The organism is Micrococcus sp. KRD077 (assembly GCF_017168505.1).
In the GTDB taxonomy this organism is placed as follows: Bacteria; Actinomycetota; Actinomycetes; order Actinomycetales; family Micrococcaceae; genus Micrococcus; species Micrococcus luteus.
Map to the genome: position 1 here is coordinate 232,451 of NZ_JABFAZ010000002.1, position 16,997 is coordinate 249,447.

General features: G+C 69.9%; 14 protein-coding genes. 12 read left to right on the forward strand and 2 right to left on the reverse strand.

Annotated features, from left to right (window positions below):
• The first annotated feature begins 2 nt into the window (after positions 1–2).
• The 5 genes from J1M39_RS01075 to J1M39_RS01095 are packed head-to-tail and all read left to right on the forward strand — an operon-like array spanning position 3 to position 7,164.
• Complete coding sequence (locus J1M39_RS01075) at positions 3–1,043, forward strand: glycosyltransferase (RefSeq protein WP_160311886.1); 1,041 nt, start codon at positions 3–5, stop codon at positions 1,041–1,043.
• 50 nt (positions 1,044–1,093) lie between these two features.
• Complete coding sequence (locus J1M39_RS01080; protein WP_195081837.1) at positions 1,094–1,612, forward strand: hypothetical protein; 519 nt, start codon at positions 1,094–1,096, stop codon at positions 1,610–1,612.
• The gene (locus tag J1M39_RS01085) at positions 1,609–3,342 is read left to right on the forward strand and encodes a hypothetical protein (protein ID WP_152634126.1); all 1,734 of its coding nucleotides are present in this window, start codon (positions 1,609–1,611) and stop codon (positions 3,340–3,342) included. The genes J1M39_RS01080 and J1M39_RS01085 overlap by 4 nt, the downstream gene beginning before the upstream one ends.
• The gene (locus J1M39_RS01090; RefSeq protein ID WP_195081835.1) at positions 3,339–3,947 is read left to right on the forward strand and encodes a hypothetical protein; all 609 of its coding nucleotides are present in this window, start codon (positions 3,339–3,341) and stop codon (positions 3,945–3,947) included. The genes J1M39_RS01085 and J1M39_RS01090 overlap by 4 nt, the downstream gene beginning before the upstream one ends.
• Entirely contained in the window at positions 3,940–7,164 is a 3,225-nt protein-coding gene (locus J1M39_RS01095; RefSeq protein ID WP_195081834.1) for a hypothetical protein, read from the forward strand. The genes J1M39_RS01090 and J1M39_RS01095 overlap by 8 nt, the downstream gene beginning before the upstream one ends.
• A 26-nt stretch (positions 7,165–7,190) precedes the next feature.
• Here the strand turns inward: J1M39_RS01095 and wecB are convergent, their stop codons facing one another.
• A complete protein-coding gene (wecB, locus tag J1M39_RS01100) occupies positions 7,191–8,324 on the reverse strand; it encodes a non-hydrolyzing UDP-N-acetylglucosamine 2-epimerase (protein ID WP_206496392.1) in 1,134 nt (377 codons plus the stop codon).
• A gap of 191 nt (positions 8,325–8,515) precedes the next feature.
• Here wecB and J1M39_RS01105 point away from each other — a divergent pair, with 191 nt between their 5' ends.
• Together J1M39_RS01105 and J1M39_RS01110 are read left to right on the forward strand one after the other, a co-directional pair.
• Positions 8,516–9,400 carry an ABC transporter permease gene (locus tag J1M39_RS01105; protein ID WP_195081833.1) on the forward strand — a complete coding sequence of 295 codons (885 nt, stop codon included), beginning with the start codon at positions 8,516–8,518 and terminating at the stop codon, positions 9,398–9,400.
• 47 nt (positions 9,401–9,447) lie between these two features.
• Positions 9,448–10,275 (forward strand): ABC transporter ATP-binding protein, encoded by an 828-nt coding sequence (locus tag J1M39_RS01110; protein ID WP_235187718.1) that lies wholly within the window; start codon positions 9,448–9,450, stop codon positions 10,273–10,275.
• Between the two features lie 12 nt (positions 10,276–10,287).
• Here the strand turns inward: J1M39_RS01110 and J1M39_RS01115 are convergent, their stop codons facing one another.
• Positions 10,288–11,592 (reverse strand): MFS transporter, encoded by a 1,305-nt coding sequence (locus J1M39_RS01115; protein ID WP_206496373.1) that lies wholly within the window; start codon positions 11,590–11,592, stop codon positions 10,288–10,290.
• Between the two features lie 71 nt (positions 11,593–11,663).
• Here J1M39_RS01115 and ftsY point away from each other — a divergent pair, with 71 nt between their 5' ends.
• The 5 genes from ftsY (at position 11,664) to J1M39_RS01140 (ending at position 16,928) form a co-directional block, all read left to right on the forward strand.
• Positions 11,664–12,872: a signal recognition particle-docking protein FtsY gene (ftsY, locus tag J1M39_RS01120; RefSeq protein ID WP_206496374.1), complete on the forward strand. Its 1,209-nt coding sequence runs from the start codon at positions 11,664–11,666 to the stop codon at positions 12,870–12,872.
• A gap of 194 nt (positions 12,873–13,066) precedes the next feature.
• Positions 13,067–14,329: an ammonium transporter gene (locus J1M39_RS01125; RefSeq protein ID WP_206496375.1), complete on the forward strand. Its 1,263-nt coding sequence runs from the start codon at positions 13,067–13,069 to the stop codon at positions 14,327–14,329.
• A gap of 123 nt (positions 14,330–14,452) precedes the next feature.
• Positions 14,453–16,039: a signal recognition particle protein gene (ffh, locus tag J1M39_RS01130; RefSeq protein WP_180537348.1), complete on the forward strand. Its 1,587-nt coding sequence runs from the start codon at positions 14,453–14,455 to the stop codon at positions 16,037–16,039.
• 200 nt (positions 16,040–16,239) lie between these two features.
• The gene (gene rpsP, locus J1M39_RS01135) at positions 16,240–16,686 is read left to right on the forward strand and encodes a 30S ribosomal protein S16 (RefSeq protein ID WP_020628324.1); all 447 of its coding nucleotides are present in this window, start codon (positions 16,240–16,242) and stop codon (positions 16,684–16,686) included.
• Between the two features lie 2 nt (positions 16,687–16,688).
• Positions 16,689–16,928 (forward strand): RNA-binding protein, encoded by a 240-nt coding sequence (locus tag J1M39_RS01140; RefSeq protein WP_029248213.1) that lies wholly within the window; start codon positions 16,689–16,691, stop codon positions 16,926–16,928.
• Positions 16,929–16,997: the final 69 nt, after the last annotated feature.

Below are 16,997 nucleotides of genomic sequence, written 5' to 3' on the forward strand. Positions count from 1 at the left end.
GGATGAACCCCTATCAGCAACTGCTGTACCGCGGGATGGCCGCGCAGGACATCGTCACCACCCCCGTCCTGTCGGTTGACGGATTCGATCCGCTCCTCGCCGTCCGGGCGGAGACCTCCGGCGTAGGCGTCCACCTCCACTGGCTGAATCCCGTCCTGGCCGGGGCCCGTGACGGTGCCGACGCACGAGCCCGGGTCGATCGGTTCCTCGAACGGGTGGACGGGTTCATCGACGCCGACGGGCGTGTGGTGTGGACGGTGCACAACGTCCTTCCCCATGATGCCGTGCATCTCGAGCAGGAGCGTCGCCTCCAACAGGGCGTGGCCGACCGTGCACACCTGATCCATGTCATGCACCCAGACACAGCGGACGTTCTGGGCGAATCGCTCCGCTGGGACTCGGCCCGCACCGTCGTCGCCCCCCATCCGAGCTATGCCGGGGCCTACCCCGACACGGTGCGCCGCGACGAGGCCCGCGGGGTCTTGGGGATTCACGAGGACGAGGTCGTCTACGTTGCTCTCGGTGCCATCAAGGCGTACAAGGGCATCGACACCCTGCTCGATGCGTTCGACCAGTTGTGCCGTGAGGATGTCACCCCGCGCCGCCTTGTCGTCGCCGGCCCGGCAGATACGTCCCCTCACACCCGGGCGCTCGTGAAACGCCTGCGGACGAACCCGCGTGTGCTTGTGCAGGCGGGCCCGGTCCCAGGGGATCGTGTCCAGTATCTGCTACGGTCCGCCGATATGGCCGTCCTGCCCCATCTGCGCGCGTTGAACTCCGGTGGTGCTCTGTTGGGGCCAACCTACGGGCTTCCGGTCCTGGCCGCACGCGTTGGCGTGCTCCCTGCGGTCTTGCAACCGGAGTTCACGGAGTTCTTCCAGGACCACACGGTGCCGGGCATGACAGCCGGTCTTCGGGCCGCGGACCGACTGCTGAGCGCTGAGGCTCGAGATGCCGCGTCTGACTTCGCTCGGCAGCATGACCCCGACCTGATCGGGGAACGCTTCGCCCAAGTACTGCGGGCGCGACTCTGGGCCGCCTGATGCGCGCTCGGGTCCACATGACATCGACGTCTCTCTCGAAGGAGCCCTTCATGAAGCCAGGACCTTCCCTGGAGAAAGCCCTCTACGTCGGCTGCCTTGCGGCAATGGGCATCATCGGCGTGGCGGTGGCCGTTCTCGGCCTCCTCGGTCAGTTCCGCCTGGTGGTGGCACTGCTCGGGCTAGGAGCCGTCGTCGCGTCCGTCCTGATCCCGGTCCATGCTCGACGGATGCGCCGGTTCATGGGCGTGGCTATCCGTCGCGCCGGCGGCCGTGGCCGCGCGGCAGCTCCGACCACCTCACCCGGCCCGGCGGCCTCCGTCGAGGTCGGCCGCGAGACCATGGCCGCTCTGACCCGTATCAACCGACAGCTCGTGTCGCTTCGGGAGGAGACGATGGGCAGACAGCTTCGTCCCGTGTCGGGAGCGGGTCCAACCGACGTCGCCGACGACCGTTCGGACTCCTCCATCGCGGTGGCAGAGGCGCTCGTCGGTGTGTGCCACGAGCTGTCCGTACTGCGTGCTGAGGTCGCCCACCTCGCCGAGGCCCCTCGTGGGGGCCGGCAGGCGTGAGCGCACGACCCGATGCGGTGACGTTCGTTCATCTGCCTCTGTCCGGGCCTGCTGGGACTCCGCGCACGGGCCTCAGCGTCGGCGCGGAGGGTGTGGCGTCGGCGCTGGACCTCCTGGCCGGAGACTGGCCGTCGACCCTCGACACCATCGACGAGGTATCCCTCCTCGTTGAACGCGTGGGTCTGCTGGCTGATGGCTCGGTGCGGATCATCGCGAGCGGTGCCGGAGACACCGGCACCACCACGTGGTGTCCTGCAGGAGACCCCGCAGCCGACGCGGGGACGCTTCTGACCGTGGTGCGTGCCGCCATAGCGGGCGAGAAGGACGCCGCGCGCCTCCTCGACCAGGTGGTTGACCTCGTCGCGTCCGCGCTTGAGCAGATCGCGGGGTCGGACGAGTCGTACCGGCGGGAGTTGTTCGACCGGTTGACCGTCGACCCCTCGGGGTGGGCGGTGCCGTGGGACCGTCTCCGGGCGCCTGCATCGACACTGAGCGTCCTCTACAATTTCCAACCGTTCGCCGACACCGGGTCCAGCGTGGCCTCCAAGCGGCTCCGCGTCTTCGGGCACACGAGCGACGTCATCGCGTGCTCGTTCCTCCACCACAAGAAGGTCGACCCGACGATCGGCATGATCTCTCGGCCCTATCTGGCACGCCGGCGGTATCTCGAAATGCGCCCCTCCTGGGCGTCCTGGCACGCTTTCGCCGACTTCGCCGCACAGGCCAGGGACCAAGCTGATGCCTGGATCGCCGCCGGCGCCCGGTACGAGCGCCTGTACACGCGAGCGAATTGGGCCCCGTCGCACTATGCGGGGGCACTGATCCACGAGGCCCACCCGGAACTGATATGGACAGCGGAGTTCTCCGACCCCCTGTCCCTGGACGTCCAGGGGAAGCGGCGCGGTGACCTGCTCGACCGTTCCGACCCGATGCTTGCACGACTCACCGCGCCCGTCGAAGCCGACTTCGGACGCATCCCTGACGAGCACTTCTCGATCTTCGGACTAGCCGAGATCCTCCCGTACGCACTCGCCGACAGCATTCTGTTCACGAACGAACACCAGATGGCCGAGATGCTGGACCACATCTACAGTCCAGCGCTGCGAGAGCGTGTGCAGGGGCGGGCCGAGGTGTCGCATCACCCGACACTGCCGCTGGAGTACTACGATGCCCGTCCCGTCACGTACGAAGTGGATCCCACTATGGTCAATGTGGCCTATTTTGGTGAGTTCTACGTGACGCGGGGCATCACTGACATCACCCTCGCCATGGCCATGCTCCCTCAGCACATCCGCGACCGGATCCGGCTGCACGTGTTCACCAACTTCGTCCCGGAGGGCGGCCTGGCCACACGCCCACCAGGCTTCTCCAAGGCCCAGTTCGACGCCCTCGTACGTCGGGCTCAAGACGGTGTGGGCGCCCACGGCATGGAGCACCTCGTCCGTTTCAACGCCTCTTTGCCGTACCTGGACTTCCTCGCAGTCACCCGCCAATTCGACTACCTCGTCGTCAATGACGCCCAGTCCGGGTCACGCCATACTAGGAATCCGTTCCTCCCGTCCAAATGGAGTGACTACCGCGGATCCCAAGCGGAGGTGTGGGCCCTGGTCGAGGACGGCAGCATGCTCAGCACCATGCCGACGGCGCTCCAGACCCCCCTCGGGGATCCGGCCGCAGCGCGAGACGTTCTCTGGGAACGCGTCGAGGCGAAGCAGGAGGAACGCAGATGACGACAACGGGCCGAGGATCCCACAGGGCCTATGACAGCGACCGCGACCGGCTCCTGGACGTGGTCGGACGAGCCGGCACGCCCCCGGTCGACGAGACGACGTTCCGCGTCGACCCCTTGGCGCTCACCGGCCACGACCAGACCACCGGCCCACTGTCCGGGGCCGTCGTCGCTGAGACGGTGCTCGTCGTGGCATGCGACGCGCTGACGGCAGAGATCGAGCAACACCACCGGGTGATGCGTGGTGCTCCGGGCATGACGGAGGCGCAGGACCGCCGCGCTCTCGTCGACCGGATGGTCATCGATTTCGACGCGTTCGCGGGCGGCGCATGGAGCGGTACTGACAGCCCCCATCGGCACGGGGTCTTGCTCGACCTGCACGCCACCGCTTTCCGTATCCGGAAGCGAGGGGGAGTGGTCTACCTGGTCCCCCCGCCAGATGGCTCGGCAGACCAGACACGTCTGCCGGGGCTGCGGGTAGACCATGATCTGTGGCTTCCGGACACCGAAGGCGCGCCGGTGAGCCGGCTGCTCGCCGCCTTGCGGAGACACGCCGGCCTCATGCCGAGGGAAGACGACGGCCAGATAGGAGAACTCCATGGGTGAGGCTGACACCCCTGCACCGACGCCCGAAGGTCCCCTCGCGGGTCGCTCCTTCCGGCTCGTCGCCGTGGCCGAGCGTCCGGATTGGGAGCCCGGTCTCATCGCCCAGCTGCGGGCCGCCGGTGCCGCTGTCGTGTCCACCACCGAGGTCGTCCGGACCTCGTCCGCTCACGTGGACGTCCTGCTCGCCGTCGACGTGGAGTCCGCTGCGGCGCTCCGAGCCGCAGGCTGGGACAGGTTCCAGGTGTGGACCGTCGTCCAGACGGACCCGGGCACTCCGCTAATGCCCCGTGGCTTGTCCGCAGCGGGCGTAGGACGGGCGGTCGCCGAGTCGCGTCGGGTCGTCGTCTTCGACGAGGCGTCACGCTCCGCCGTCGAGAGCACATTGTGGAACGCCGCCGGCAAGGTCGTGGTGATGCCGAGATTCACGGCCGAGGAGGTCGAGGCGGTCTCATTTGGAGGCAACCGCGTCGAGGGACCGCACGAGCCGGGAGAGGCGATCCTCGTTCTCCATGCGGGACTCCTGGGCTCTGAGGGGGCACACGTTCTCCGCGAGTACTCGGACGCCGTCAGGGCACGCCGGCACGTTCGCAAGGTCCTCGTCGTCGCGCCCGGTGACCTCCGCGTGGCCGTGCGGTCCGAAGCGGGGCAGCGGCATCTGGCCCGCATCCCCGGAGCGTCCCTCATCGACGGCGGTGCCGAGCTGTCGAGGGTCGCGGCAGGTCGCCGCACCGTCACTGTCCTGCCACGATGGTCGACGCCCCAGGACAGTCGTGCGGAGGACCTGCTCGCGTGGGCGGCCGCCGTCGGCGCGCAGGTGTGGGCCGAACCCGGAGCGGTGCCCCCACAGGTCTCAGGAAGGCCGGTCGGCCAGCTTCCCGGAGACAATCTGAGCGCAGCCCTCGATTGGGCCGACCAGCACGCGGGCGGGACGACGTTCGGTGCCGCTCCCATCAACCGGGTGGCCCAGGCCTTCGCCCCCCACGTTCCGGCGCTCTCCACCGTTCCCGCCCATGCGAACGCCCCATTGAAGGTCCTGTTCGTCGGCGCTGACTACAAGTTCGCTGGCGACCTTGTCGAGGCACTGATCCTGCGCCCTGACGCCGAGGTGCGAGTAGACCAGTGGAAGACCAACGGTGATCGGCCCACCCCGAACAGCGCGGAGCTCTTGGCATGGGCGGACGTCGTCATCTGCGAGTTCGCCAGCCGCAATGCTGTGTGGGCAAGCCAGCACATTCGAGAACACCAGCGTCTCATCGTGCACCTGCACGGGTACGAGCTGCGCAATCCGCTGATCCACGACATCGTCATGGACCGCGTGCACACCGTCGTTTTCGCCTCGGAGTTCTACCGTGCCGACGCCGTCGTGACGACCGGGTGGCGGGTTGAGCAGACAGCCGTCATCCCGAATTCGGTGCAGTCGGCGGAGCTACGCCGACCCAAGACGGCCGACGCACGGTTCCACCTGGGATTGGCTGGGTACGTGCCCGAACTCAAGCGCATGGATCGTGCCCTCGATCTCCTTGAAGAACTCCTGCGACGGGACGACCGCTTCGTACTCCACCTCCGCGGACGGCACCCGTGGAACTATCCGTACGTGTGGCGGCACCCGTTGCGTCGCGACACATACTTGGCCAACTACGAACGGCTGCGTTCCAATCCCCGGCTCCGCCGGGCCGTGGTGTTCGACGACTTCGGACCGGACATGGGCAACTGGTTCCGGAACATCGGCTGGATGCTGTCCCCCAGCACCCGTGAGACCTTCCACCTCGCCCCGGCCGAAGGCATGGCCTCAGGCGCCGTCCCCGTCGTGTGGCGCCGTGAGGGATCGGACGAGATCTTCCCGCCCGAGAGCCTCGTGACAGACGCCGCGTCCGCAGCGGACCGCATCCACCGGACCGCGGGCGACCGGGACGCCTATGACTCTGCTGCTCGATCTGCCATCGAGTTCGCGACCCGCTACGAAGCAGGGGCTGTCGTCGATCACTGGCTCCGCCTGATCCTGCATGGGGAAAGGCCGGGTGGGCCGCCCTCCCCGGAACACCTCCAGCGGGCCCGGCCCGTGGCCACCGCACTCGCGGGGCGGGCCGACTGGAACCGCGTCGGCCGCCTACTTCGGGACGGGCGTGTCGAGCAGGCCGCCGCCGTGGCCCAAGAAGAGTCGCGCCCGGCATGGGCACAACCGGAGGACGTGCGTCGTCTCGCCGCGCACGTGAATGGGTACTCGGCCTTGGCGCAACGGGCACACCGGCTCGTTCCGTCGGCGCCATGCGTCCCCCCGCTCCTCCCGCTGGCGGCCGGTGCAGACTCCGCGCGTTCCCTGACCCTCACGGAGGGACCGGCCGGAACGTACGTTACGAGGAGCGGAGACATCGCGGTCGGACGCGGCGACATCCTCGACGACGTGAACGCAGAGTTTGACCGACTGGTCGATCAGGCCTTCCGTATCGGGGCTCAGAACCGGGCGACAGCCCTCACCGTGATCGGCGATGAGATGCTGGCGCTAGCGGGCGGCGCCGTCGCTGGGTGGCTCGGGATCCCCTTCGTATGGGACCTCACCAGCGAGCCAGCGGCCCGCGATTTGTTGATGCGGATGCGCGCCTTGCCGGACGCGCCTACACCTCAAGGACGCCTAGCGTTACTGGCTGCCGCTTCCGCCACTCGGCTCATCGGGGCCGGGCCCGCCGAGCGACTACCGGTGCCCTTCGAGACGTTCATCGGCATGGCAGATCTCGACCGTCCCCGCCGGGTGGGCGTTATCGGGCGCTCCCTCGGGGATCTCGTGGGCCGGTCGTGGGGCGAGCCCGTGAACCTCTCGCTCGGTCGATGGCGAGAGCAGACAGTGCCCCGACTGGACGTGGCCCTCCTCGACGCGCAGGTCTTGAATCCCCGCAACGCGTGGCGCGCGTCCGAGGGGAACACCGGACCCTTGGGTGCCTTCATCACACATGTGCGCCGCCATGCGACCCCGCTCGCGATCGTCGACCTCGGTCACGAGGGTCTGGACTCGGCGGGGATCGCCCAGGCTCGGCGCGTCGACGCGGTGGTCACCGCCCATCCGGACGACGTCCAGCGCCTTCACGACGTGCGCATCGTGCCGTCGCAGGTCGCCGTGTCCACGGCTCCCTGGGGAGTCCGGAGCGGCGAAGAGCATGTGCTGAGACCCGGTGACAGGGTCCGCCTAGCGATGCGCATGCTGGGGGTCCCCGAGACGCGTTGAACCCGCCTCGGGAACGCGCGGGCCGCTCAGGCGCCGTCGAAGGCCGGCAGCCGCTCGCCCACGCCGAGCAGCTCGGCGATCGCTGAGACCGTGCGCTCGGCCGCGCGGCCGTCGCCGTAGGGGTTCACCGCCTGGGACATCGCGCTGTACGCGGCCTCGTCCGTCAGCAGGCGGGTGACCTCGGTGACCACGACCTCCTCGTCCGTGCCGATCAGACGCACGGTGCCGGCGGTCACGGCCTCGGGACGCTCGGTGTTCTCGCGCATCACGAGGACGGGCTTGCCCAGCGACGGGGCCTCCTCCTGGACGCCGCCGGAGTCCGTCAGCACGACGGTGGCCACAGACAGCAGGTGGGTGAACTCGCCGTAGGCGAGGGGCTCGGTCACGAGCACGTTCTCGCGGCCCTCGATCTCCGGCAGGATCGCCTCGCGCACCACCGGGTTGCGGTGCGCCGGCAGGACGAAGGTGACGTCGGGGTGGTCCGCGGCCAGGCGGGCCAGGGCGCGCCCGACGCCGCGCATCGCGTCGCCCTGGTTCTCGCGCCGGTGGGTCGTGACCAGGACGACGCGACGGCCGGACGCCTCCAGCTCGGCCAGACGCTCGTCCTCGAACGGCACCTGGTGGCCGACGGCCTCCAGCAGCGCGTCGATCACGGTGTTGCCCGTGACGTAGACGTCCTCCGCGGCCACGGCCTCACGCAGCAGGTTGTCCCGGCTCACGGTGGTCGGGGGCAGGTGCAGCGCCGAGATCTGGCTGGTGATCTTGCGGTTGGCCTCCTCCGGGAACGGGGAGAGGATGTCGAAGCTGCGCAGGCCCGCCTCGGCGTGGACCACGGGGATGCCGCGGTTGAAGGCGGCGACGGCGCCCGCCGTCGAGGTCGTGGTGTCGCCCTGGACCACGACGGCGTCCGGCCGCTCCTGCTCGAGGACGGCGTCGAGCCCGTCGAGGGTGCGGGCGAACACGCCGTTGAGGGTCTGGCGCGGCTGGATGATGTTCAGGTCGTGGTCCGGGACGATGCCGAACAGCTCGTTGACCTGGTCCAGCATCTCGCGGTGCTGCCCCGTGACGGTCACCACGCACTCGAACCGCTCGTCGGCCTGCAGCGCCTTGACGATGGGGGCCACCTTGATCGCCTCCGGGCGGGTTCCGTAGATGGGCATGACCTTCACGGCGGGATTCTCCTGACCTCGAGGGATGACGGAAACCGGCCCCGTGCGGCGGGATGCCGGTCCCCGGCGAGTATACTTCTACGGTGCCGCGACGAGGTCTCGGCACCGCTGGAAGCCGTCCCTGTATCGCGGGCGGCAAGGGTCCACCCCTGCCAGCTGGTCGTCGCATGGAGGTGCCTGTCATGAGCGGAACCGGCATGGCCGCGTCCGGCCCGATGAACACGGTGGTCGTCGACGCGGCGCCCCTGGGCGTCGTGGGCGCGCGGCCTTCGTTGCGCGACTATGTCCTCTCACTCTTCCGCTACCGCTCCTTCATCCTGTTCGACTCGCGCTCGCGCATCTCCGGGGCCAACGCCGTCAACACTCTGGGCCGGCTATGGATGGTGCTCAACCCCATCCTCGACGGCGGTGCCTACTTCCTCGTCTTCGGTGTTCTCCTGGGCACCGGCCGGGGCATTCCGAACTTCATCGCCTACCTCATCGTCGGGGTCTTCTTCTTCCGTTACTCCTCGCAGGCGATCACGGCCGGGTCGAAGGCGGTCAGCTCCAACCTGACGTTGGTGCGGGCCTTCCGTTTCCCGCGGGCGACCCTCGTTCTCGCGACCAATCTGCGGGCTCTGCTCGAGTTCGTTCCGACGCTGGCCGTGATGTTCGTCCTCATCCTGGCCATCCCGCCGCTGGAAGTCTTCACGTGGCGTTGGCTCCTCTTGGTGCCCCTGCTCGCCCTCCAAACGCTCTTCAACGTCGGCCTTTCGCTTGTACTGGCCCGCTTCGTGGCCCACTGGCCGGATCTGGCGAACCTGATCGCGTTCGGGATGCGCATCTGGCTCTACCTGTCCGCCGTGTTCTTCAGTGTCGAGCGCTTCGATGCACAGCCGATCGTGCAGACGGCGATGCATCTGAACCCCCTGTACTGCGTGCTGGACATCGCTCGCCAGTCGCTGTTGTACGGTCAGGACGCCGAACCTCATCGTTGGCTGGTGCTGGCTGGCTGGGCCGCGCTCGTCGCAGTCGTCGGTCTCGTGGTGTTCTGGCGTGCCGAAGAGACCTACGGGGAGGAACGATGAGCGGGCCACGTCCACTCGATCCCGCCGTCGTCTTGGACGAGGCGGGCATGACGTACACGGTTCGGTCGTCCGACACCGGCGCGCGTCGAGCCGGCATCGGCGGGATGCTGCGCGGGGTCCGAGGCGTCCGCACGGATCAGGTTCAGGCGCTGGCTCCGTTGTCTCTCATTGTGGAGCGTGGTGAGTCCGTCGGAATCATCGGCACTAACGGCTCGGGCAAGTCGACCCTCATGAAGCTCATCACCGGCGAGATCCATCCGACGACCGGCCGGGTCTACGCCACCAGCACACCGGTGATGCTAGGGGTCAACGCGGCCCTCGTCCGTCAGATCTCCGGGGAGGACAACATCCGTCTCGGGTGCCTCGCCATGGGCATGACCACGGCGGAAGCGGCAGAGAAGCGCGACGGTGTTGTCCGTCTCGCGGGACTGGACGACCAGGCGCTCCAGTTGCCGTTGAAGGCATATTCGTCGGGCATGGCGTCTCGTCTGCAGTTCGCTATCGCCACTTCCGTCGATCCGGACATTCTGCTTATCGACGAGGCGTTGAATACCGGCGATGCCCAGTTCCGGGCCCGCACGCGTGCTCGTATCGATGAACTGCGAGCTCGGGCAGGGTGCGTATTCCTTGTCAGCCATTCACTCACCACCCTCAAACAGATGTGCTCGCGGGTCATCTGGATTGAGCAGGGGATCTTGACGATGGACGGGAACCCCGAGGTCGTCACAGGCAACTACGCCCGCTACACCCGACATCGGTCCAACGGCGCGGACGAGGTCGCGGAACGACTGCTAGCCGAAGCGCGTGCGGGCGTTGAACGGGTGGCCGTGCGGTGGACCGGCGGCCGACGACCGTCCGGCGTCATCGCCGACTGATGCGCCCCGGCCTCACCCGTCCTCGCGCGGGGTCACTCGGGCGTCCTCCGGGCGGACCAGCGGCAGGGACCCGGTGCGGGGCCCGCCGGGCACGATCGGCAGATTGGTCTCCGGAGCACGCCACCACGCGAGCGCGCCGAGCAGGATGACGCCGCCGGTGAGCGCGAACGCCCATCCGTAGCCGGCGGTGTCCACCACGAGCCCGGCCAGCAGCGGGCCGGAGATGGCGCCCAGGTCGGCGGACATCTGGGCGGTGGACATCACAGCGCCGGAGCGCCGCCCCTGGCCCACGACGTCGGCGATGGCCGCCTGCTGCGGGGCGTTGAGGGTGCCCGTGCCGGCACCGGCCAGCAGGCACGCGAGCAAGAAGGACAGCGGCGAGCTCATCCAGCCGATCACCCCGGTGGTGACGGCCATGACGAGCAGGCCCGCCAGGATCAGCGGACGGCGTCCATGCCGGTCGGACAGCCGCGAGCTGAACGTCACGGCCGTGACGTTGCCGAGCGCGAACACGGACAGGGCCAGGCCCGCCATGAGCGCGCCGTCCACCTGCCAGCCCAGCAGCGCGGCGCCGGCGAACGCGCTCGCCGCGAACAGGGGCATCACCGAGTTCCGCACCCCGAACGTCGCCCAGCCATTGGCGAAGAAGGAGACCAGCGCGGCCCGGTAGGACGGGTTGGCCAGGGCCTCCCGGATCGGCATGGCGGGGCGGACGTCGCGGACGGCGCGGTCCGCGAGCCGGGTGTCCTTGAGCAGGAAGAACACGAGGGCCGCCGCCACCACCAGGGAGCTGCCGTAGATGAGGAACGGGGCCCGGTACCCGAATACGGCCAGGGCGGAGCCCACGATCGGCCCCACGATGTTGCCGATCAGAAAGGCGGACGCGTAGGCGCCCGAGATCCTGCCGCGCATCGTGGGCGGGGACTTCCGGGCCAGGAACGCCATCGCGGACACGGTGAACAGGGTGGAGCCGATGCCGCCGATCGCGCGGAAGAGGATCAGCTGCGGAAAGGTCTGCGCGAAGGCGATCAGGAACATGGACGCGGCCACGATCAGCACGCCCGTCATGTACACGGGCGTCTCGCCGAGCCGGTTCGTCAGCTTGCCGGAGACCGGGGCGAACAGGAGGCGGGTCAGCCCGAACGCGGACACGACGGCGGCCACCCCGACGGCGGACGCGTCGAACGTCGCCGCGTACTGCGGCAGCAGCGGGGCGATGATGCCGAAGCCGATCGCGATGATGAACGCGGCGGCGACGAGGACCTTGATCTCACGGGGCAGGGGGACCCGCGAGGAGCGGGCGGACGACGACGGCATGACCGCCATCCTCGCACGGCGCCGGGAGTGCGACCCGGGGCGGGCGAGGGCCCGTGTGACAGACTGGGCCCGTGGAAATCGTGCTCATAGTCTCAGTCGTGGCCGCCCTGCTGCTGGGCGGCGTGCTCGTCGGCCTGCTGGATCGGCGCCCCGCCCCGCCGAAGGGCTCGTACCAGGGAGTGCGGGACGCGGACGACCCGCGCCCGAGTCCGCGGCACGCGGCCCCGTCGGGGTCCACCGCCGTCCTGGAGCGCCCCGAGGTCGACGAGGCGCCGCCCGTCGTCGCCGAGCCGGAGCCCGCCGTCGTCGAGGAGGTGGAGACCGCCCCGGCGAAGCCCGAGTACGAGCGGCCCGAGGCCGCCGGCTCGCGCCTGGCCCGCCTGCGGGCCCGCCTGCTCAAGTCCAACAACGTCTTCGGCAAGGGCCTGCTGGCGCTGCTGTCCCAGGACCGCATCGACGACGACGTGTGGGACGAGATCGAGGAGACGCTGCTGATGGCGGACCTCGGCACCGAGCCCACCCTGGAGCTCGTCGACCGCCTCAAGGCCCGCGTCACGGTCGAGGGCACGCGTGACCCCGAGCAGGTGCGCACCCTGCTGCGCGAGGAGCTCGTGGCGATGGTGGACCCCTCGATGGACCGCCGTCTCGCCGCGACCCGCAAGGGCGACCGCCCCGCCGTGACCATGGTCGTGGGCGTCAACGGCGTCGGCAAGACCACCACCGTGGGCAAGCTCGCCCGCGTGCTCGTGGCGGAGGACCGCACCGTCGTGCTCGGCGCCGCGGACACCTTCCGCGCCGCCGCCGCCGAGCAGCTCGCCACGTGGGGTGCCCGCGTGGGCGTCGAGACCGTCCGCTCCGAGAAGGAGGGTGCCGACCCGGCGTCCGTCGCCTTCGAGGCCGTGGAGCGCGGCATCGCCGAGGGCGTCGACGTCGTGCTCGTAGACACCGCGGGCCGCCTGCAGAACAAGGCCAACCTCATGGACGAGCTCGGCAAGATCAAGCGCGTCATCGAGAAGCAGGCCGAGGTGGACGAGGTCCTGCTCGTCCTCGACGCCACCACGGGCCAGAACGGCCTGACCCAGGCGAAGGTGTTCGCCGAGGTCGTGGACGTCACCGGCATCGTGCTGACCAAGCTGGACGGCACCGCCAAGGGCGGCATCGTGATCGCCATCCAGCGCCAGCTCGGCGTGCCCGTCAAGCTGATCGGCCTCGGCGAGGGCCCCGATGACCTCGCGCCGTTCACCGCCGAGGGCTTCGTGGACGCGCTGCTGGCCGACTGACGTCCCGCACCCGGTCCAGGGCCCCTCCCGACGACGTCGGGAGGGGCCCTGTTCTGTCACGGAGACGTCATCGACGTGTGGCGTGGCCCACTTCCCCGGTATCGTCCCTCCATCGGCCCCGATCGGGGCCGGGCAGCGACGCCGCGGGACGGGCGTTCGCCCCCGGCTCGCGGCCCGGACCGAAGGAGACCCCCATGGAGGAGTCGAACGTCCTGGACGCAGGGACAGTGTGGATGATGACGAGCGCGGCGATGGTCCTGCTCATGACACCCGGACTGGCCATCTTCTACGGCGGCATGACCCGCGCGAAGTCCTCGCTCAACATGATCATGATGTCCTTCGTCTCGATGGGCCTCGTCGGAGTCGTCTGGGTCCTGTGGGTCCACGGGATGACCGGCGGCGACGGGTGGGCCGGGGTGGTGGGGAACCCCGCCGGTGACCTCGGGTTGACCGGCACGATGGCCGAGGGCGGGCTTGTCGCCGCGGCCTACGGCGCCACCTTCGCGATCATCGCGGTCGCCCTCATCTCCGGCGCGGTGGCCGACCGGTTCAAGTTCGTCACGTGGTGCGTCTTCGTGCCCGTCTGGACCACCGTCGTCTACGCCCCGCTGGCCTACATGGTGTGGGGCGGCGGGCTCCTCTCCGAGGACGGCGCCATCGGCGCCCGCCTGGGGGAGGCCCTCGACTTCGCCGGTGGCCTCGTGGTGCACATCAGCGCCGGCGTGGCCGCCCTCGTGCTCGCGCTGCTGCTGGGCAAGCGCCACGGCTTCGGCGTGGACCCCGGCCACCGGCCGCACAACGTCCCGTTCACCATGCTCGGCGCGGCCCTGCTCTGGTTCGGCTGGTTCGGGTTCAACGGGGGCGCGGCGGGCGGTGTCGACGAGCTCGGACTGATCTGGGTGGACACCCTCGCCGCCGGCGCCGCCGGCATGCTCGGCTGGGTGTTCGTGGAGTGGCTGCGCCGCGGCCGGCCGACCTCGATCGGCACCGCGTCCGGGATCGTCTCGGGACTGGTCGCCATCACGCCCGCGTGCGCCTATGTGAGCCCCCTGGGGGCCGTGGTGATCGGCCTGGTCTCCGGTGCGGCCAGCGCGCTCGCGGTCAACCTCAAGTACCGCCTCGGCTTCGACGATTCGCTCGACGTCGTCGGCGTGCACCTCACCTCCGGCATCCTGGGCACCGTGCTGATCGGCTTCTTCGCCCTGCCGGACGAGGGCCGGGCGGGCCTGTTCTACGGCGGAGACGCCGGTCTCCTGGTGGCCCAGACGGTGGCCGTGCTCGTCGCCGTGGTCTTCACCGCCGTGGTGACCACGGCCATCGCCCTGGTCCTGCGCGGGACCATGGGCCTGCGGGTGAGCAAGGAGGACGAGGAGCGGGGCGTCGATCTGACCCTGCACGACGAGTCGGCCTACGACGTCGGCTTCGGCGGGGTGCCCGTCCCCGCCGAGGCGCGGTGAGCCGCCGCGGACGGGTGAGGCCGGTCGGTTGCTAGGCTTGGCGGGCGCCGCGGTGGATGCCGCGGCGCCCGCGACCGACCGCGTCCGGATCAGTCGACCCCGCTTCGAAGGATCACACCCGCCGTGTTCAACTCCCTGTCCGACCGCCTCACAGCCACCTTCCGCAGCCTCAAGGGCAAGGGGCGGCTAAGCGAGGCGGACATCGACGCCACCGCACGCGAGATCCGCCGCGCCCTCCTGGACGCCGACGTCGCCGTGCCCGTGGTCCGCCAGTTCATCGCGCAGATCAAGGAGCGCGCCCTCGGCGCCGAGGTGGCCCAGGCCCTGAACCCGGGCCAGCAGGTCGTGAAGATCGTCAACGAGGAGCTCGTGGGCATCCTCGGCGGTGAGACCCGGCGCATCCAGCACGCCAAGACGGGCACCACCGTCATCATGCTCGTGGGCCTGCAGGGCGCCGGCAAGACGACCCTCGCCGGCAAGCTCGCCCACCTGCTCAAGTCCCAGGGCCACACCCCGCTGCTCGTGGCCTGCGACCTCCAGCGCCCGAACGCCGTGAAGCAGCTGCAGGTCGGCGGCGAGCGCGCCGGCGTCCCGGTCTACGCGCCGCACCCCGGCGTCTCCTCCGAGTTCGAGGCCGCCACCGGCGACCCGGTGCAGGTGGCCCGCGACGGCGTCGCCGAGGCCAACACCAAGTACCACGACGTGGTCATCATCGACACCGCCGGCCGCCTCGGCGTGGACGCCGAGCTCATGCAGCAGGCCGCGGACATCCGCGCCGCCGTGGACCCGGACGAGGTGCTCTTCGTCATCGACGCGATGATCGGCCAGGACGCCGTGGCCACGGCCCAGGCGTTCAACGAGGGCGTCGGCTTCACCGGCGTCGTGCTCACCAAGCTCGACGGCGACGCGCGCGGCGGCGCCGCGCTGTCCGTCCGCCACGTGACCGGCAAGCCGATCATGTTCGCCTCCACGGGCGAGGGCCTGAAGGACTTCGAGGTCTTCCACCCGGACCGCATGGCCTCGCGCATCCTCGACATGGGCGATGTGCTCTCCCTGATCGAGCAGGCCGAGCAGAACTGGGACCGCAGCGAGGCCGAGAAGATGGCCCGCAAGTTCGCGGACCAGGAGGACTTCACCCTCGACGACTTCCTCGCCCAGATGCAGCAGCTCAAGAAGATGGGCTCGCTGAAGAAGATGCTCATGATGATGCCGGGCGCCCAGGGCATGCGGCAGCAGCTCGAGCAGTTCGACGAGTCGTCGATCGGCCGCGTCGAGGCGATCATCCACTCGATGACCCCGCACGAGCGCGTGGCCCCCAAGATCATCAACGGCTCGCGCCGTGCCCGCATCGCCCGCGGGTCGGGTGTGAGCGTGTCCGAGGTCAACGGCCTGCTCGAGCGCTTCGCCGAGGCGCAGAAGATGATGAAGCGCATGGCCGCCGGCGGCGGCATCCCGGGCATGCCCGGGATGCCGGGCGGCGCCTCCCGCAAGGCGAAGGGCAAGGGCAAGAACGCCAAGCGCGATCGCGTGAAGTCCGGCAACCCGGCCAAGGCCGCGGCCGAGCGCAAGGCGATCGAGGAGCGGCGCGCCCGCGCCGCCCAGGCGCAGGCCGGGGCGGTGTTCGGCCGCGACGGTGCGGGCATGGAGGGCTTCGACCCGTCCACCCTCAACCTGCCGGCGGGCTTCGAGAAGTACCTCAAGGACCGCTGAGTCGCCCGCTGCCCGGTCGCGGCGCGCCGGGTGTGCACCGGCCCGCCCGATCTGGCAGAATGGCACGGTACTGAGCGTGAGCCCGGACGACCCTCTATCCTCCGCTGCGCTCCGTTCCGTGTGCCAGGTCGTCGACGCCCGCTGCCCCCACGCGGCGTCGTGCCCCGGCCCCCCAGATCCACTGAAGGAGAACCACACTCGTGGCTGTCAAGATTCGTCTGAAGCGGTTCGGCAAGATCCGCGCCCCGTTCTACCGCGTCGTCGTCATGGACTCGCGCACCCGCCGCGATGGCCGTGCCATCGAGGAGATCGGCAAGTACCACCCCACCGAGGAGCCCTCGTTCATCGAGATCGACTCGGAGCGCGCCCAGTACTGGCTCTCCGTCGGCGCCCAGCCGACCGAACAGGTCGCCGCGCTGCTGAAGGTCACCGGTGACTGGCAGAAGTTCAAGGGCGAGTCGGGCGCCGAGGGCACCCTGAAGTCCAAGTCCGAGAAGGAGGCCTTCGTGGCCCCCGAGAAGGGCTCGGTCATCCTGCCGGAGGAGCCGAAGCAGGAGGAGGCCCCGGCCGAGTCCGAGCAGGCCGCCGAGGCTCCGGCCGAGGAGGCCGCTGAGGCTCCGGCCGAGGACGCCGAGAAGTCCGAGTGACCATGCTGACCGAGGCCCTCGAGCACCTGGTGCGCGGCATCGTGGACACGCCCGAGGCGGTCCGCGTGGACGCCCGCTCCCAGCGGCGCGGCGACATGCTGGAGGTCCGCGTGGCCCCCGAGGACCTGGGTCGCGTGATCGGCCGCCAGGGTCGCACCGCCACCGCGCTGCGCACCGTGCTGGACGGCCTGGCCGGCCACCCCGTCCGCGTGGACGTGGTGGAGACCGACCGCCGCTCCTGACGGCCCGTGACGCACGGCCCGCCCGCCCCTCACCGGGCCGGCGGGCCGTCGTCGTCTGCGGCCCCGCCC